The sequence below is a fragment of the Pseudomonas sp. LFS044 genome, assembly GCF_047978245.1.
Lineage (GTDB): Bacteria > Pseudomonadota > Gammaproteobacteria > Pseudomonadales > Pseudomonadaceae > Aquipseudomonas.
This window is the reverse complement of the sequence record NZ_JBFPFX010000001.1, coordinates 33,594-52,680: the sequence shown is the minus strand read 5'-3', so window position 1 is coordinate 52,680 and position 19,087 is coordinate 33,594. Positions and strand designations below refer to the sequence as shown.

Genomic DNA, 19,087 nt, shown 5'->3' with positions numbered 1-19,087 from the left:
ACTCTGTTATCATTTTGCGCCGTGAAATGGATCACATGCTGCAGTCGGAGGCGCTGTAAGGGATGGAAAGCACGGACTCGAACGCGGTTCATGAAGCAACGGCATCCGCGTTGGGATTTTATTACCAGAGCCAGTTTGCCTTGCTCACGTTGATTTCTCAGTTCGCTGATGATGCCGCTGTGGCCATCGAGCGACTCGACGATGTTGAGATCACTGCGAATGGCGGCAAGCTGCTTTATCAGCTTAAGCACTCTGTGCAGGCCAGCCCGCCGCCTGTCACGCTTGCCTGTGTAGCGCTATGGAAAACGGTGCGCGTTTGGATCGACGCCTTACCGTTGGTATCGCTGGCCGACACTACTTTCCACCTCGTAGCGGTAGGAAAAGTGCCGAGCGACTCGCCTTTGATTGCGCTGTGCGATCCAGACAAAAGTCGGCAAGCGCTACTCAAAGCGATGAATGAAGAAGCGAGCCGAGTGGTCGAGGAACGGTCCGCTGCAAAAGCTGCTGGCAACAAGATGCCGCATGCAGCCCGCGCTGCGGGTTGCGAAGCATTCCTTAAAATGAATGCTACTGCCCGCCTGAGCCTCCTAAAGCGCATCCGCATTCAACAGGAAAGCGTCACCATCGGGCAAATCCCGACCGAGGTTGCAAAGCGACTCCACATCATTCCCAAGGCGCAACGTGCCCAGGTCGCCGAGCACCTGCTGGCATGGTGGGATCAGCAGGTCGTTTACACGCTGTGCGGCAAACGTGAGCGTGTCATTCAGCGCAGTGAGATGGAGCACTGCATCTCTTCGATCATCGCACAACTGGAGGATGAGGAGCTGATTGCCGATTTCGACTCGGTGGCCCATCCGGAGGATTATCAAGCGGACGGCATGCTATATCGCCAGATCGAACTGGTTGGCGGTAAGCCTTCTGATGTCCAGAAAGCTGTTCGAGAGGAGTGGCGGGCAAAGATGCAACGCGCGAAATGGATCGTAGATAACCCCAGCATGCGCTCGAAGATCGCGAGCTACGACTCCAAACTGACCGAACAATGGTCAGATCGACATTTGGAAATGGCTGAAGATTGCGAAGGTCTCAATGAAGGTGAGATCGAAGCGAAGGGCCTGGAACTGTTGCGCTGGTCGCACAAGGACGCCCCCATTCAAGTCGAACCGATTTCTCGAAGCTGGAATGGGCACTACTACGTCCGTGGAACCTATCAAGTGCTTGCGATCGATCTACTGGTGGGTTGGCACGCTGACTACCGAAAGCGTTTGGGGAAATAAAGCATGGTGATCGCACATGATATCTATGCCGAAACGAACCCTGGCTACTGTGCTGCGCTTCTGGCCACCTTCGTTGAGGCCTACCGAAGCCGTAACGATGTCAGCCCGGACATCTCGCTCTGCTACGCCGCTCTGCCGCTGGCGCTGTCGGGAGATCTCGCATCGTCGTTCGATCGCACAGACCGGCGTACCGGCCTGCTGGAATGGCTACGACGAAGCCCCGCCATTCAGATCCGCCTGGCAGATCGTGTGAATGGGTCGCTGGACATTGTCACCGAGGCAATCCGCTTTGCCTGCTTCAGCCGACTGCTGACGCTCAATACAGAAGGTCGTTTGATTGCCGGCGGATCACCTTTGCCGAAGCAGTTCGCGAAGCAGTTCAGCGAAGAGACTCAGATAATTTTTAAGAACATTGATCGCCTAGGCTGCTGGCTAGCTTTGGCAGGATCCACAAGGACGGCATTCGACATGATGGGCCTGGAGCTATGAGTCGCTGGAATATTTCTGACATCTTCTTTATCGGCGAAGGCGGAAGGGTTCGAATTCTCGACCTGAAGCCGGGAGAGGTGAACATCATCACCGGTGCGTCTGGTACCGGTAAGTCGACCCTGATCAAGGCCATCGATTATTGCCTCGGGTCGCGCCAATGTGAGCTGGCCGCACATGTCAGAAGGCACAGTTTGGCGGTGGGGATTAGATGGGTGTTGGGTGACGCGCAGTTGATCACTGGTCGTCTCGTTCCACCTGTGGGTCAAGGTACAAGTACTCGGATGTTTGTGAGCAATGGTCGCGATCTTCCCATCCCGAACTCTGTGGAAGAGTTTCAAGGCGCTACTACTTTGCTTGCGGGTAAAGCCTATATTGAGCGCGCATTTGGCATCAGTGCAGTGCAGGAAACCCCAGAAGACACCACGGCGCGCAAATGGCGCCCGACGCTGCGTCACGCCACGGCTTACATGTTTGTTCCCAAGGACGTGATCTACAATGAAACAGCGCTGCTTCATGGGCTTGACCAGGCTGATGAAGCGCCGGCCATCATCGAAACCATGCCGTACTTTTTGGGCGTGGTAAACGAAGACACTGTGCTGCAAGACCGGCGCCTGCGTGACCTTCGCAAGAAGCTTGAGGGCGAGGAGCGCAAGCTGAAAACGCGTCAGGCGGCGGGCAGTGACTACAAGAAATTCGCCATGCGTCTGTTGATGGACGCTCACCGTATTGGCTTGTGCGATGTACCATCAGACTCTGCATCTGAGGCTGATCTCCAGGGTGTCTTGACTGTCGTTAAGCAAGCTAAGCCAAGCGCCGGTAAGAACCCTGAGGAAAGTGAGCTGGCGAATCTTCATGCGCAGCGCCGCAGCCTACTCACCGATATTGAGAATGTGCGCCGAAAGTCCCGCGCGACCCGCAAGACGCTGGAGGACATTACTGCGTTCGAAGGTTCCGTGCGACGGCAGTACGAAAAGCTGAAGATCGCCGAGCACCTTCAGCCGGCGGCGACTGCCTGCCCGCTGTGTGATACGCCTAGCGAGCGTGGCATCGAGATCGCCGAGGCCATCCACCGCTCCATGAATATCATTCGTTCTGAAACCGCGGCCGTTGAAAATGTGCGACCACGTTTCGTAGAGCATGAGGACTCCCTGCAGCTGGAACTTTCTCGTCTGAATCTGACGCTCAACGGTGTCGATGAGCGTATCAAGACATGGGTTCGACAAAGTGAGGAAGCCAGGCAGTTCGAAACCGCCGCTCAGCACCGCACATTGCTGTTGGGCAAGGTTCATCAGTTCCTGGAAATGAACCCTACAACGCCGTTGCCAGGCCCCGACTTGGACGTCTTGCGTGAGCAGATCCAGGGCTTGGAAGCCCTTGTCGACAGTGACGCCAAGGAGATCCTACTATCGCGTGCGGAGCGCAAGATTTCTCAGTATCTCTCCGAAGCGTTCGCAGATTTGCCCACTGTCCAACCGTGTATCGGTGCCGAGCTGGAGTTTTCCGCAAAACCACCTGATATCGCGATCATCGAACAGAATTCCGGTGCGGTTTTGAGGCTCCCGGATGCGGGCTCGGATGAGAACTACTTGGCCATCCACATTGCCTTGTCGTTCGCGCTTCAGAAATACCTGGCCAAGGTGAACGCGCCGGTTCCAGGGTTCCTCGCTTTCGACCAGATCAGCCGACCCTACTATCCGCAACGTGGCGATGACGAGTCGGACATCGGTGAAAACGAGGAAGTTTCGGCCATGCGTAAACACCTGGATTTCCTGTTCAATACAACATCTGCGCAAGAGGGACTGCAGGTGTTACTGATTGAGCATGCGTATTTCGGTGATGATCCACGGTATGTCGCTGCCACTCGTAAGCGTTGGAACAAGATTTCGGGCGATGCGCTTATCCCGCTGGACTGGCCGAGAAGACAGGACACCCAGTAAGCAGTCGCTACGGCAACCGCGCTAGAACCAGCTCGCCTTTTATGGCGGGCTTATCCAAACACAATTTTTTGGCTCTGCTGCTCGCGCGGCTCTCCCGTTTGTCCGCTTTTCCCTGCTCATAACCGGACTCTTTCCGTACTTTCGCAGCGGCGCCTGCGTCAGTAAGGTCCAGGACTACAACAGACGTTATGGCCCTTAGCTCTGCCGGCAACTGCCCCTCAAGTGCGACCTTGAGTGCATCAGGTGTGTCAGGCGTGATGCCCTCCGGCGGTGACGGGATCTTCAGCCCTTTCCCGAACCAAAAGACAATGTAGATCCCCTGCCCTTCAGTGCTCGGCGCCTGTGTATAGGTTTGAAGTTGACCGCTATGCCCGTACCAAAGGTGACTGTGGCCTGAACGCTTTGCCTCGAACGGTAGAGACAAGGTCCCGTGCGTGACCACCATATCAGCCCGCGTCCCTCCTGCTGAGGCCACCTCTGGAGATACCTCGAAGTCGCCATAAACCCTCAGGCGATCACGAAGTTTGTCGGCTAAAATATCTCGGCAATCGTTCTCTGGCTTAGGCACACCTTCATTCCAATAAAGGCTCCAGATGTTCAGTGGCGAAGACTGGATTTCTGCTGCCACTTTGCGTAGCTCCATAAGGGTCAGAGCTCGCAGATCACGGACACTGATGGGGCCTTTGCTGTCAATCACCTTGGCTAAGTCAGCCGGGGTAATCAACGAATAATCCAGTGCCCGTGCATCGCGGCGATAGACCTCGAGGTCATGCCTGAGCAGCAGCTCCCAAGCTGTTCCCTCCGCAGCGGCAACCAGCGACTTGAGGACACTTTCCGCCTGTCTCTCACCCGACAGCCTGATCGACTTCATCACCTTTGCGGTGTCGATCCTGATGCGATCGTAATGCCCTTCCATTGATGGCGATCGGGCGATGAAAAACCGCATCAAGAGGGTGCTGATGCTGATCGTAGTAGAAGGCTCAGTACTGAAGCCTTTAAGCGGGTAGTCGTCGACGATCAAACGGTGGATCGTATGGTCATCGGCCACCTCCAATGCTCGGGTGAAGTCATCACTGAACAAGCCCGGCTCAATGCAAACGCCGAAGTATGTCCACTGAAGTCGATCCGAGATGATGGTGGAATAGAGCCTACCCTGAGGCTCCTGCTTGCATTGCTCGACCAGGCGGTCAATGAAGGTTCGAGCGACCGAGACTAGCTCATCGTGGTCAAGGTTCAGCCAAGCTAGATTTTGTGCCGCGTCCAGCAAGCCTCTGTCGACCATGTCTGGTTGCCGTACAAGCGCCTTTACGGCCCACGCCTGCAAATCACCAGCCCGCGGCTTCTCTCCGAGCCTTTTCAAAAAAATGCGCCAAGATCCGTCATTTGCACGGGAGAGCTGAGCGAGCGTTTCTGGCTCTGTGCGGAAGGCGCTTTCAAGCAAAGCGATGCACTGGTCCTCAAGCCTATCTTTGAGGTAGGAGCTTCTCAGGTACTCGGCAGACAAGTACACCCTGATGATTTCTTCGGTCGACAATCCAATGAGGTCACGACCCTTGTCAATCAGAAATGATGCCCGGGCTGCGAGATGTACCCCTGTAGCAGAACACTGATCATCGAGAATCCCGTCGACTACTGCACCAGCAAGAGCCTCACCGAAGGCTTCATTCAGCGCTTCTGTTCCGTTGCAAGCCACAAGAGGCAGGGGCGTATTTCCAGCATAAATCTCTGCCCCCCAGTAGAAGAGCTCGCTTAATTGGTCATCGGTGATTGTTTCAGCTGTCTGGCAAGCCTTGATTCTTCGTTGTAGCTGGGCCTCCACACTATCAGCTGCACGTGCTTGCAGGATCGAAAGCTCCTCCTCATGTGCAGTGATAGCGGCCCTGACCGTAGATACTACGTCTCGGTCTAGGCGAGCCGTAAGCAAGGCTGGTAACCAGTCAGGCGTTGCCTCACCCTGTCGCAGAACCCAGGTAACCACCTGCCGACCAACATAAGCCCCCCCTGTCCTGGCCAGCAGTTGACTTGAGTTCAGAAGCAAGCTGACGGACGCTGCGGTGGGTGAGATGCCGACGAGCCGCAATCCAATGCCAATCGAGCCACAATCAGCAATTTCAAGGTCGGTAACAGCGGCGATTTCAGCCACTAGATCATCAACCACACCCCGCGATTCAATGTACCTCTGCGCGGCACTGATGAAGGCGGAGGAGTCATCGCCAACAATCAAACCTGTTGCGATCAGCAGGCAGGCTAGTTCTTCAACAGTTGGCTCAAACTGCGTAACAACGGTATAGGCGATGTGCGAGGCAAAAGCTTGCTGTATCGACCCCTTACCTCTCGCAACGCGCCAGCTTTTCGGATCTTCAGTAATCAAATCGCGCCATGACCTCGACGCTACATGCCATGCTGCATCTCGTAGGACGTAGGTGATAGTGGGGGTGGGGCCACCCATCTTTTTCGAAGCGTGATAAAGAGCACTGTGTACCGCCATCAGCATTTTCAGCAGCCGATCCACATCAGTCACGTTCAGGTTCTCTGACGGGATAGCGCAAAACAGCTGGGCCATCGAGCGCAGGTTGCCGTAATCGTGCTCCACCATATGGCAGAGGTAATCAATATTCGCCCAAATCACGTCAACGGTGGGCCGGGCACAGTGGAGCCAGGCTTTGACTGCTGCGCGCCGGCACCACTCAACCCCGGCTTGACTCACTACCATGCCCCAGCAGGCGTCAGCTGCTGCGGCATGAGGCTTACCTACAGACAGCGCCTCCAAAAGCATATTGATGCGGTAGCCCGACGTTTCCCCGGTCAGCATCGCTATCACCTGGGTAAGCATGTCAGCAGTGATTAGGCCCACCGTTGTGATCTCTGCTGGTGCCCGTTGGTGAGGCGCCCACCGGAAGAATGGGTCTCTAGAACCCACGTCCCTGAGAACCGTTAACCTTGCGTCGACGGGCAACTTTGCCGTGTCGCCGTGCAGAAGCAATGAATCCGGGTCTAGTTGTGCCAGTCTCATTGCTTCATCTGGGTATCCGAAGCTGACCAAGTGTCCTGCATACCACGCGTAGAGGGGACGCATTCCGTCAGCAGGTAAGCCGTCTGCAGACACGATGAGCGCCAGCGCGCGTTCAGCCGGGAGCTTCGAATTGCCAACCCCGTTAGTGACAAGCCTTGCGAGAAAGCGTCCGGCGAGGAATTCCTGAATGCTGCGGTGAAGCGGCTGGAACACGTCCCCGGCTTTCATAAACAACGCGGTGTCCAACACTGCTGTCAATGCAGTGCGGTCGAGCCTCAAGTCGTCACAAGTGACCGCGGCGTCATCTGTAAAAACGGAAAGCTTGATCCGATGCTTGCCTGACAACAGCAGTGCCAGGCCGACGCGGCCGGCAATGTCGAGCCTGGCGTCCATCGAGAGGATGGCACGCTGGCCATCCTCCTGTTTGGTATTGTTGTGCTCAAACGCCAAGTGCTCAACGCCGGACTGATAGAGCTCAAATCGCGTCAACTCGGTGGGTGACTCTATGTTGGCCTTTGTAAGGAATTTCAAACCCAGAGGCGTCATCGCGAAGGCCGTCGAACGTATCTCCTCCAGCTTGGCGAGGAGTGCTGCGGGATCAGCGCAGCCGAACGCCTGAAGCACTCTGACTGCCTCTTGCTCCGTTAAAGGAAGCAATTGGGCAACTGCAGGGGCTACACCAGTTGAAGCCCCCTTATCACCGAAAGCCTGACTGAGGCGCCCGCCTTCATTCCAGCTTTCAGCCCGGCAACTTACCCGCCACCTGACGTCCGGAGTGCGCAGTAAAGCCCTTGCGATGCTCCTGGCCTCGTCCACCGGAATCTCATCAAGGGCATCGATGTAGATTGTCGAACCGGGTGTAAATTGCTGCTCAACCACGGCGAATGCTGGGTGGCAGGCTTCCCCCTCCAGCTGGGCCAGCTGGCTGAGCGCCACGGACTTGCCCATACCAGGGGCACCGAGGAGCACAATGAATGGCTCGCTAAGCAGGCTGCTCAGCGGCCGGGCGTCTCTCGCTTCATCAGCAGTAGTGCCGGTCGTTATGAGGCGGTCAAGTGGGGCAATGGTCATGTGGGGACGGGCCAGGCTCAATCGAGCCCGGCATGATACAAGATGCCGGGCCTGGCTCGGGTAACTGGAGTCATTGGCTGGTTTGCCGTGCCAGGATCCGTGCAATCTCGCTCAGGTGAATTCTGCGCGCACCCTCCTCGAGTATTTCAGCCTCCGCCCAAATATCGCTGATACTGGGCCCCAGTTCGAGCGCAAGCGCCTCACGCTGAGCCCGCTTCAGGCTATGGCCCATTAAGGTTGATGTTGGCCTGGCCAGGTCGACCCACCCTTCACCACCCTCATTACCGTACTCAAATGGAATTCGCAGGCCGGTCATCCTGCACACTCCATCAACCACCAACTCCCCGTCTTCCTTAAGGAAAAGGCACAGATACTCGTACTTCCCCGTAGTGTCGAGCGCATTGGGCCAGGACTCGAAATTCCAGTGCTTGCTGGGTCTACGGCCTTTATCGCCCCCCTGCTCTGCGACAATCTGCTGGTGGTAGCGATCACCGGCCTCATCGGCCTCTTCGCAGGGTCGAGAGTTGTAAATCAGAGCATACGCATCACGCACCTCGAGTTCGTGCGGCAGATATTTGGCAAACGTGAATGGCCCCTTAGGCGAGTAGTCAGGTCTTGCGTTCCGATTGCGGTTATAGGCAACGATGGCAGCTTTGAGGTCATCGTCGGTGATGACCCGAGTCTCAGCTGATGTCCAGAGCTGCTCGAACCATTGTTGAGCCGCACGCACTTCATCAGTCGTGGTGGTGTGGATCCCCGCCTCCAGCCAGTGAGCGAGCTCTTGCCCCTCCAAACCAAGACCATTTCGGCTGAGGTTGGCACTACCTAAAACCAGGTTCGCTTCACCTACGATCACCTTGGCGTGCAGGCAGTCGCACTGTTGAATCTCGATATGAGGATTCTTCTTCGCCCTTTTTAGCAGGCCCTTGATCATCCAAGGATTCGTACCCCCGCTGCGCAAGTTAACGATCATCCGGATGGGCTTGGAAATCTCAGGGTGGATGTGCACATCGGCGCCTTCTCCCCAGAAGGCTACAGCGACGTCCAAGCGCGGCTCTTCGGCGACTACCGTGGCTACTACTGACTGGTACTGATCAGGGCGAACGAACAAGTGAGGCCACTCCTGTGAATTGTGCTGGTAACTGACGGTGTGAAGGTGACCACATCGCTTGGTAGATTGCCGCCACCAAGGCGGGCTATTACTCTGCCATACCAGCAGCAACTGCACTATGCATAGGATCAAGGATGAACCACACTCTTCTACCAAACGGCCGCATGCAGGCGGCATAGGCGCCATTGAACGTGAGTTGAGGCGTCTGCGACCGTGAGTTCGTGACCATCCGCCAGATCGACAACTGAAAGTCCACCCACATCCTTGCCGCAGCGGAGTCTTTGTGAAGAGGAACTTGAATTCGCGCATCTGCTACATACGGGGCTAAGAGGCCGACCATGTCCGCAACCGGCGAAACGAGACATCTCACCTTAATCAGCCAGCGCCAATTCGAGCTCTATGCCTTGTCGCTCGAACACGGTCCCAATTTCGACCGCGCACATATTTTCAGAGCCTATCAGGCCGGAACTGGTGGCGTAACCGGCTGCATTCTTCTTGATCCGGACACAGGAGCTTTCACATATCTGGCCATGCGCCGCCGCATCGACCACTGTTGGATCAAAGTAGATGAAAGCGGGCCCTACTCCACACCCGAAGCTGCACTTGAGCGACTCACCGTAGCTATGCGTGCCAGTGATCCACCGGAACCATTACGGCCAGGAGTCAGACGTCGCCCGCATTTGCTGAAGCCGGGGCCGCGTGGCACTTCTCCAGAGTTCCAGCTGCTGACAACCACGGTCAACCATCTGCCGGCGCTCATGGCGGTCGGAGAATGCTACCTCGCGCTTCCCAACCCCGACGCCAATTTCGTCTCGGATTTTCAAACCAACAACTTCGCATCCCGTCTGTTCGAGCTCTACCTTTTCAGCTGCTTTCGTGAGCAGGGTTTGAACGTCCGACAAGACCATGCCTCTCCCGACTTCTTGATAGAGAAGGAGGGTAACGCATGCTGGATTGAGGCAGTTACAGCAAACTCCATGCTGCCACGCGCCGGCGGCATCGGAAAATGGGTTCATGCCCCAAAGGATCGCATTGAACGGCTGACAGGCAACCCGGCGGAACGATTCGCAAAGACACTGCGCGGCAAGCTCCAGCGCAACTACCATGAACTGGACCATGTAAAAGGACAGCCGTTCGCCTTAGCGATCGCCGACTTCCATGATTTCGGCTCCATGGTTTGGAGCCGCGAGGCTCTTCCCACCTACCTTTACGGCTTACGCGCGGACGTCACCGGAGATGGCACTGATCGTCGCGCGATTGGAGTGCCGATCGCAAATCTGACGGGCCAACACAGCATTCCTGCCGGGCTCTTCCGCGACTCAAATTTGGGACACCTCTCGGCCGTCATTTTCAGTAATTCTTCAACGCTCGCCAAATTCAACCGCATGGGTTTCTTGGCAGGATGGCGACCGCACGGGCTGACGATGATCAGGCGCGGCATTCTCTTCGACCGAACTCCGGGCGTATTAGAGCCTATCGATTTCAACCTTGCCGTCGATAGTGCCGAATACCAAGCACTCTGGCCGTGGGGCGAAGCTTGGTGTCAGGAACTGGAAGTGTTTCACAACCCATTGGCAACAAATCCCATCCCATTTGACATTATCCCCGGCGCGACCCACTGGTTTGAGCGCGATGGCGACATCGAATGCAGCACCATTTGGGCGAACTCAGTCATCTCATCGACCACTCATCTACAGATGGACGGCAAACCCGCTGTGACGAGCAAGCCGCGTGACCGTCGCCAATCACCTGCCCCACACGAGCACAGAATAGACAACGACAATGACAGATGAGCCATCTGATCGGACGATCATCCTACATCTCCTCCGCGGCGCCGTGCCCGAACGGGCCGATGAAATCAGCGGTCTTTGGAGCCAATACGGCCATGCCGTAGAGGTCGCGCCAAGTAGAAAGGGCGTGACGATGAATGCCAACGGGAAACGTATTCAGCTCGACACTAAGACGATCGACCTGTTCTGGCTGCTTGGCTTCAGCTCGTGGCGGGCCATCGAAGTCTACGAACCGGCACTGGTTGTCGCGATATCCAGCGGGTTACCGCTCGACCAAACCCTCAGTGTCGATGAAGAACGCGGCCAGTATGAATTTGACTACAAGCAGCTCATCGCCGCCGCCCAGTCGCTAATCACAGCCGAACAGACCTCCGACATGGTGTGGCCGTCGGACATCCCCCTGCCGAGCGCCGACCGTGATGGCCTGGACAACATTCAGCACATGGCGGCATTCGACCTTGTTGCGCTCGCCTTGGCCTTCGCGCTGCTACACGAATTCCAGCACGTCATGTTCTGCACCGATAAAAGTGCGCCCTCCTCACGACCTGAAGAGGAAATCGCCTGTGACACCTATGCCCGCACTTTCATGATGAGCGAGCTCGCCGCCTATGCGAAGACACACGGACACGACTTCGCCCAGGTCCAGCAGAAGCGTGCGATGGGCATCACGCTCGCCGCCGTCATCGTTCATGCGATGACGCCGTCCCATGCACGTTGGGGCAATAGCGATTACCCACCGATTTCCGAACGGCTCACAGCAATGATCCGTGGCTACAGCTTGCCAGCCGATTCATCATTCTGGGCCTTCACAGCCTGTATCCTAATCGCGCTCATGCGGCAGGAAAACCGTCCGCTCGACATTGTCGCCTGCTCGAACAAAGAAATGGTCGACATGCTGCTCGACCGACTCGTTTGAAAGCCTAGGGGAAATAATTTGCCGGTCTATTTCATTGGAGAAGATGAAAACGGATGCTCTCCTATCAAGATCGGAGTGGCGAAGAACATCGCAGAGCGTAAGCGCAATCTCCAGACCGGCAATCCTCTCGTTCTGAAACTACTCGGATGGATCGAGGTCGCCAACGCCTTTGAGCTTGAACGCCAGTTCCATCAACATTTCAAATCGGCCCACGCGCGCGGCGAGTGGTTCGCGATCGAGCCTTCAGATATCTTGCCCATTCTTATGCGCGCTGGCCGAGACGGATTTGTCGCCAAGAACGCTGATGCGTTCCAGGTCATTGGCTATGACCGTGACGCTGTGCCGGAGTATCTTGGGGTATGGGAATGGGGCGACCTTGAGATCTGTGAGTGCTGCCCCTTCTGCGGCTGCCTGTGCGGCATGCACTTTCAAGATGCATCGCAGATGTATCACTGTCTGAACTGCGACACGCTAACGGACTTCTCGGACTTGAACCCACACAACGAAGACTTGGACAACTGAGCTATGACTGACAGGGAACTTAGTGTAAGTGAACAATGGCTTGAAGCCCGAGCCCCCGGCTTTCAGCGTCTACCAGATCTTGATCGCCGCGTCATATTCGACTTCGCCTTTCTTTGGAGTCTTTTCGAGGCACAGATCATGGAGAACTATGCCGGGACTAATCGCATCCGCGAACGAGTCGATGCCTGGACTTTGGACAGAACGCTAGGAGCTGAGCTCTACGAGGCGGAGCTTGCCTACTTTCGGAGTCGTTACTATGCCGCCGGTGAATTGACTCACCATTTCCCTCACCTGCAACTCCGGCCCTCAGACCACCGTGATCTCGTTCAGGCGGTTATTGAAGGGGTGAACGACACCCCACGCGACCGAATGTTGGCTCTCCTGATGATCGTCTGGCGCTTACGCAACAATCTCTTCCACGGCGCAAAATGGGCCTATGAGCTTCGCGATCAGCGCGAGAACTTCAGTCATGCGAACAGCGTTTTGATGCGAATACTCGAACGCCATGGCCGGCTCGGCTAATAGTCCAGCCGCCCTTGAAGACCGTTTCCTAGCCAAGTTGAACCGGTCCCACACGCCCGATCCAGGCTTCAGGATCCCCAAATGCGCAGTGGATGTCACCATCTTATAGAGCTCCGCCTCCTCCGTTGGGAGCCGCGCGTGTAAGCGATGGGGTCGCGAAGCGGCCCCTATGGTCAGGTGCCGGGTCGATAGCTGCAGGCAAGACCCAAGCATATCTCCCTCCTCCGCTGCCTTCGAAAAATCTCCCCGTCCTAGCGTGAATCATTAGGCGCCATGAAAACAGCACGTCCATCACAATCCGCTGTAAACCAGCAAAAGCCAAACTAATTATGGGGGACCAGATGGGGTACCAAAAACACATAGGCACAAAAAAGCCCTGAAGAATCAGGGCTTTGATGAAAATTAGTGGCGGAAGCGTAGGGATTCGAACTTTCTGATATACACACATGATCTGTCCTTGGTGAGTGTCCGCTATCGACCCATAGCGGACATTGGAGAAACTTAGGTGTGCGAGTATTAAGTAAGCGTCCGGAAACTCACTTTCCGAACGGTGAGTAGCAGTGGGAGGTTGCTAGCTGGCCCAGTTTTTGTTGCTGGCGCTTGCTGCAGCGTATGCCTACACTCCAAAACCTATAATACCAGTGCAGAACGGCGGACAAGCTCTTGCAAGGGCGTTCACAAGGATATGTCGAGTTGGATCGTGAGCAATTACCTACCAGCAGGAGCATTTTGAAAACAGAGCCGCGCTTGGGAGCGTTGCTTGCACTGGGAGGCTTGTTGGTGTTGGGCATGCCATGCGTAGAAGCACGTACGCTGTCCCAGATTCGGGAAAGCGGCGTCCTGCGCATATGCGTGGCTGGCTCAAGCGCTTCATTCTACCGGACTAACGCGGAGGCGTTCGCGCGGTCACTCGGTTTACGCCCACAGGTAACGGAACTGCCGAGTTTCGATGCGCAGTTTCACGACGATCGGGGCGAGACCGTACGCGAGGCAAGCTACGACCCGAAGCTACTCGCCGACGGCCGCTGCGATCTTTATCCAAATGACTTGCAGATCGTCCCTTGGCGCGAAACGAAGATGTTGCTCGTGCCCTATTACCGGGTACGCAACCTGGTCATCGCCCATCGCTCCAACCAGTCCCTTGGCAACGAGGTGTCTGATCTGCTCGGTCTGACGGCGGCAGTGCAGAAGGGTACGGGCTACGAGCAGTGGATCGATGAAGCCAACCGCGGTCCTCTATCCAGTCAGCCGGTCAGAATCGTCTATGCGCCAACCGAGCAGGCTGTGAAACTGGTAGCCGATGCGAAGGTGGATTTCACGGTGTTGGGTAGTGAAAGCGCGCTGCGCTGGGCCCGTGAAGATCCCGAACGTCTCTCCATTGCGTTTCCGGTCAGCGAAGCGACCAGCGTTGGGTGGGGTGTTGCGCGCAACGCGCCGGATCTCGCACGAGCGCTGGAGCAGTTCTTCCAGTCCAGCAATCGCATTGATTCGCCGCTCGATGCGAGCTGGCGGCGGTACTATCGCGTATCGCTCATGGAATACCGGCTGTTCGAGGAGTCCCTCAACGAGGACGGCCTCGATATTAAAACCGTAATGAGATGGGCGATCCCGAGCTTGGTCGCGGTCCTGCTGTTGCTCGGCGCCATGCTGGCCTGGAACCGACGCCTCAACCGGGAAGTAGACGAGCGCAAGCGCGTTGCCGCAGAGCTAGCCGAGCGCGAGGCTTTCACCAGCGCGCTCATGGATACCAGCCCCGCCAGCCTGGTGCTGGCAGATCGGAACGGAGCTGTCAGGGAAGTAAGCCAACGCTTTTCACAGGCGACCGGTTATGTCAGCGAGGACCTGCTCGGGCGCAACGCCACGAGCCTGTATGTCGACCCTGAGGAGCGCGAGCGCTTCCTCGAACTGCTGACACGAAATGGCAAGGTCGAAAACTTCGAGACCCGCCTGCTGCACAAAAATGGATCAATTCTCTGGGTTCTGGTCGGTGCATCATTCGTGACAATCCACGGTGAGACCCTGGTCGCCAGTTGGGTGCGCGATGTCACGGATCATCATGCGGCAGCAGTGGCGCTTAGCGAAGAACGCGCGCGGCTGCAGGCAATCCTCGATACGAGTCCAATCAACATAGCCTTTTCTACCCAGGGCGTGATCCGCTTCGCCAACCCCCGCTTCTGTGAAACGTTCGGCGTAGGCGTCGGTGACGCTGCTTCGCAGATTTACGCGAATGAGCATGATCGCGAAGCCATCGTCGAACGCCTCACGGACGACGGCATCGCAAAGGACCAAGAAGTACCGATGCGTGACCGGCAGGGGCGCGAACGCACCATACTTGTCACCTACCTGCCAATCCAGATCCAGGGGGAGCAAGGGCTGCTCGGCTGGCTGCAGGACATCACCGAGCGCAAGGCAGCAGAGCACGCGCAGCAGCGGGCGAAGGAGATTGCTGAAGAGGCGACGCGGGCAAAAAGCGACTTCCTTGCAAACATGAGTCACGAAATCCGCACGCCCATGAATGCGATCATCGGCATGTCTTACCTTGCGCTGAAGACTTCGCTGGACCAGCGGCAGCGCGATTATGTCTCGAAAATCCACAACGCGGGCACTTCGCTGCTTGGCATCATCAACGACATCCTCGACTTCTCCAAGATCGAGGCCGGCAAGCTTAGCGTCGAGGTAGTGCCATTTGAGATAGACGCAGTGCTAGACAACGTGTCCTCGCTGATTGCGCAAAAGGCCTACGACAAGGCCATTGAGCTGCTGTTCGACCGGGCGTCGGACGTTCCCGAGACGCTGCTTGGAGATCCGCTGCGTCTGGGCCAGGTCATCCTGAACCTGGTAGGCAACGCAGTGAAATTCACCGAACAGGGGCAGGTTACGGTCGTGGTTCGCAACCTGGGCCGCACCGGCGACAAAGTTCAACTGCAGGTTCGTGTCCGCGATACCGGTATCGGCATGACTCCCGAGCAAACCGGGCGACTCTTTGAGGCCTTTGCCCAAGCCGATAGCTCCACCACGCGACAATTCGGTGGTACCGGCCTGGGCCTTGCCATCTCGAAGCGCATCGTCGAGTTGATGGGCGGAACGATCACGGTTGACTCAGAACCGGGCAACGGCAGCACGTTCTCTTTCAGTGTCTGGCTTGGTCTTGACCAGCACATGCGTACGCAGCGCCAGATTGTCCCTGCGGAGCTCGCCGGAGCGCGCGTCCTGGTCGTCGATGACAATGCCGACGCGCGCCAGATCCTTTCCGACATGCTTCTCGTAGCGGGGCTTTCGCCGGTCGCGGTGGCGTCAGGCGAGGCTGCTCTGGAGAGCCTTCGCGGTGCTGCGGCCGACGACCCGTTCCGGGTGCTATTGGTGGATTGGCAAATGCCAGAGATGGATGGCATCGAGACGACGCGCCGGGCGCTTGGCCTGCAGCCTGCACTGTACGCCATCATGGTCAGTGCATTTGGGCATGACGAAATGCACGCCGCTGGGCAAGCGGCCGGCATTCGCGCGTTCCTGGTCAAGCCGGTCAACCAGTCCTCGCTGGTAGAGGTACTGGTCAACTTATTCGCGCCGCAAACGGGCGTGGTGGCGCTAACCGTACCCATTGCGCAGGCGAAGGTGCTCGCCGGAGTGCGCCTGCTCGTCGCGGAGGACAACGAAATCAACCAACAGATTGCCAGGGAGCTTCTCGAGGCTGCCGGTGCCCTGGTGGAAGTTGCCGGCAACGGCTGCGAGGCGCTGTCGATGTTGGCTGCAGCGCAATACGACGCGGTGCTGATGGACGTACAGATGCCGCAGATGGATGGTCTCGAGACGACCCGGCGTATTCGCGTCGGGCCTCACTGCGCACAGATCCCGGTGATTGCTATGACCGCACATGCCAGGGTCGAGGACCGGGAGCGCTGTATCGAGGCGGGCATGGTCGACCATGTGACCAAGCCCGTGGATCCGCAAGCACTCATCGCCACGGTTCTGCGCTGGGTCGTACCTCGGTCGGCGGCAGTGGAGCCGTCCAGCGCCGCATCGGGCGAGGAGCGCCTACCGGACATTCCAGGGCTAGATAGCGCCGACGGACTGAGGCGAGTGGCGGGCAATCGCCAGCTATACATCAAGCTGCTGGGTCAATTTGCCGACCGCAGGGCTATGGAAGGGCAAGCGCTGAGGAACGCGCTACGTGCGGGTGATCGGGCGACGGCCGAGCGAATGGCCCACACCGTGAAAGGCGTTGCAGGCAACCTCGGTTTCAGCGGCCTGCAAGCCATGGCCGGTAAGCTGGAAACCGCGATCGGGGCACACGCTGAGTCGGACGCATTGGTGAATGAATTGATTGAGGCGCTCTCGCTGGCCGTGCATGCAATCCGTCAAGCGCTGGGTAGCGGCCAGGCAGCACCGGCGGTGGTATCGAGCGTCGACTGGGCACAGCATGCCATAGCGCTCATCCACCTGCTGGAGGCCAATGACGGAGCAGCGCCGGATTATATGGAACAGTATGCGGATTCGTTGCGCGGAGCACTCGGCCAGGACAGTTTCGAGCAGTTGATGAATGAGGTGAACAACTTTGACTTCGAGGCCGCACGGCTAACCCTCAAACGTGCATCGACGGCCCGCGATACCCCGTGCTGGAGGGAACATCATGAGTGAAACGCTAAACTACCCACTTCCCCCGATCATCCTCATTGTCGATGATACGCCGGAGAACATTACGCTGATCAATGGCCTGCTGAAGGACATCTACCGCATGCGGGTGGCCATCAGCGGTGAGCGCGCGCTGAAGGCAGCGGTGCAGGAGCCTCGCCCGGATCTGATTCTGCTCGACATCATGATGCCTGATCTGTCGGGGTATGAGGTGGCAGAGCAGCTCAAGCGCGATCCGCGCACCGCTCATATCCCGATCATCTTCATCACCGCCATGGCGACAATGGAAGACGAGATCCTGGGTTTGCAGATGGGCGCCGTGGACTACATCACCAAGCCGATCAACCCACCCATCGTGCTGGCACGGGTGGAAACCCAATTGAAGATCAAGGCGGCCGCCGACTTTTTGCGTGATCAGAAGGCTTACCTTGAGCAGGAAGTCCAGCGCCGCACCGCCGAGGTCATCGCTATCCAGGATGTGACCATTCAGGCCATGACCTCGCTGGCCGAAACCCGCGACAATGAGACGGGTAACCACATTCGACGAACTCAGCACTACGTCAGACTACTGGCCGAGCTGCTTCGCGAACATCCGAGGTTCCAGCAGTTTCTCAATGAGGAAAGTATCCGCCTGCTGTTTAAGTCAGCTCCGTTGCATGACATCGGCAAGATCGGCATACCCGATGACATACTGCTCAAGCCGGGGCGCCTCACGCCGGAAGAGTTCGAGACGATGAAGACCCATACGGTACTGGGACGCGATGCAATCCGGCATGCCGAAGAGCAGTTGGGCACCTCGGTGGGATTTCTGCGCCTGGCCAAGGAGATCGCCTACAGCCACCACGAGAAGTGGGACGGTACCGGTTATCCCGATGGGCTGAGTGCCGATGACATCCCCATCAGCGCCAGGCTCATGGCATTGGCGGATGTCTATGACGCGTTGATTAGCCGACGCGTATACAAGAAAGGCATGTCACACGATCAGGCGCTGGAGATAATCCGCCAGGGATGTGCTACGCATTTCGATCCAGATATTTGCGAGGTTTTCCTGGCCAACCATGAGCAATTCCAGGCTATCGCGGTGCGTTTTGCTGATCGCGGTCAGGATGGCTAATCAACGCATCGCCGTGAAATCAATGCCAAGGGCTTTTGGTCATTTTTTTGAGGTTTTGAAATGCCCCCTAGAGGCAATGCGAACTCCATCGATTATTTGGCATCACATCTGCCTGAACGTCCGTTATGGTTCGTGGTTATCCACGCCACGCGGCCCACCACCGTTTCGCGGATCGCGTGCTGGCTGACCAAAGCGCTCAAGGTGTCTGACTGGATCGCTTCACCATTCATGGCGCCAGATCCCGCCGCCGGCGTGCGGCGGCGTCTTCAACGGCGATAAACAACCCCTCAATCGAAGCGGGGGTTAGCGCATGTGCGGCTTCCACCCCCTCCAAAAACCTTCTGCGCGCTCTTCGGCCAGTGCAAAGGCAGGCACATCTGCTGGGCGGCCGAGGCGTGCCAGGTGATTGGCGAGTTTGGTGCGGACCAGATCGGGCATGCTGACACCATTGCGCGAGAATACGACGCTCATTCTTTCACCCATTATTGTTGAGGTGAGGGATAACGCCAGGAAGGCGCTTCCTGATCGAATTAGCGGTCACTGCGTAAAACCACCGCTGTGGGGGTTGGTCTACAAGCGCAGGGGGGGCTGGTTTTCACCGGCCCACAAAAAAGCCCCCACACTGGCTTCAAGTGTAGGGGCCTTTTGAACATAAGCGGCGTTATTGGTAACGCGAACTAGCCGACGCGCGCGGCATCC

Annotated in this window: 12 protein-coding genes; 9 read left to right on the top strand and 3 right to left on the bottom strand. The window is 57.2% G+C overall.

The window, feature by feature from the left end; genetic code table 11:
• Positions 1-62: 62 nt before the first annotated feature.
• The 3 genes from ACNQPL_RS00275 to ACNQPL_RS00265 are packed head-to-tail and all read left to right on the top strand — an operon-like array spanning position 63 to position 3,700.
• Positions 63-1,274, top strand: coding sequence for an ABC-three component system protein (locus ACNQPL_RS00275; RefSeq protein ID WP_416465132.1), 1,212 nt, complete (start codon positions 63-65; stop codon positions 1,272-1,274).
• A gap of 3 nt (positions 1,275-1,277) precedes the next feature.
• Positions 1,278-1,763 carry a three component ABC system middle component gene (locus ACNQPL_RS00270; protein ID WP_416465130.1) on the top strand — a complete coding sequence of 162 codons (486 nt, stop codon included), beginning with the start codon at positions 1,278-1,280 and terminating at the stop codon, positions 1,761-1,763.
• Complete coding sequence (locus ACNQPL_RS00265; protein ID WP_416465128.1) at positions 1,760-3,700, top strand: DUF3732 domain-containing protein; 1,941 nt, start codon at positions 1,760-1,762, stop codon at positions 3,698-3,700. Before ACNQPL_RS00270 ends, ACNQPL_RS00265 begins: the two co-directional genes overlap by 4 nt.
• 7 nt (positions 3,701-3,707) lie before the next feature.
• Here the strand turns inward: ACNQPL_RS00265 and ACNQPL_RS00260 are convergent, their stop codons facing one another.
• A complete protein-coding gene (locus ACNQPL_RS00260) occupies positions 3,708-7,784 on the bottom strand; it encodes an NACHT domain-containing protein (RefSeq protein WP_416465126.1) in 4,077 nt (1,358 codons plus the stop codon).
• Positions 7,785-7,854: 70 nt separating this feature from the next.
• Positions 7,855-8,895 (bottom strand): phospholipase D family protein, encoded by a 1,041-nt coding sequence (locus tag ACNQPL_RS00255; RefSeq protein ID WP_416465124.1) that lies wholly within the window; start codon positions 8,893-8,895, stop codon positions 7,855-7,857.
• A 338-nt stretch (positions 8,896-9,233) separates the two neighbouring features.
• Between ACNQPL_RS00255 and ACNQPL_RS00250 the strand changes: the two genes are divergently transcribed.
• From ACNQPL_RS00250 to ACNQPL_RS00225, 6 genes are all read left to right on the top strand, one after another.
• Positions 9,234-10,688, top strand: a complete 1,455-nt coding sequence (locus ACNQPL_RS00250) for a hypothetical protein (RefSeq protein ID WP_416465122.1) — start codon at positions 9,234-9,236, stop codon at positions 10,686-10,688.
• Positions 10,678-11,601, top strand: a complete 924-nt coding sequence (locus ACNQPL_RS00245; protein ID WP_416465120.1) for a phage exclusion protein Lit family protein — start codon at positions 10,678-10,680, stop codon at positions 11,599-11,601. Before ACNQPL_RS00250 ends, ACNQPL_RS00245 begins: the two co-directional genes overlap by 11 nt.
• Before the next feature lie 18 nt (positions 11,602-11,619).
• Positions 11,620-12,123 carry a GIY-YIG nuclease family protein gene (locus ACNQPL_RS00240; RefSeq protein WP_416465118.1) on the top strand — a complete coding sequence of 168 codons (504 nt, stop codon included), beginning with the start codon at positions 11,620-11,622 and terminating at the stop codon, positions 12,121-12,123.
• A gap of 3 nt (positions 12,124-12,126) precedes the next feature.
• Positions 12,127-12,645, top strand: coding sequence for a hypothetical protein (locus tag ACNQPL_RS00235; RefSeq protein ID WP_416465116.1), 519 nt, complete (start codon positions 12,127-12,129; stop codon positions 12,643-12,645).
• Between the two features lie 693 nt (positions 12,646-13,338).
• Entirely contained in the window at positions 13,339-17,280 is a 3,942-nt protein-coding gene (locus tag ACNQPL_RS00230) for a response regulator (RefSeq protein ID WP_416465114.1), read from the top strand.
• A complete protein-coding gene (locus tag ACNQPL_RS00225) occupies positions 17,273-18,388 on the top strand; it encodes an HD-GYP domain-containing protein (protein ID WP_028614250.1) in 1,116 nt (371 codons plus the stop codon). The genes ACNQPL_RS00230 and ACNQPL_RS00225 overlap by 8 nt, the downstream gene beginning before the upstream one ends.
• A 303-nt stretch (positions 18,389-18,691) precedes the next feature.
• Here ACNQPL_RS00225 and ACNQPL_RS00220 read toward each other — a convergent pair whose 3' ends face one another.
• Complete coding sequence (locus tag ACNQPL_RS00220) at positions 18,692-18,859, bottom strand: hypothetical protein (RefSeq protein WP_156676013.1); 168 nt, start codon at positions 18,857-18,859, stop codon at positions 18,692-18,694.
• Between the last annotated feature and the right edge of the window lie 228 nt (positions 18,860-19,087).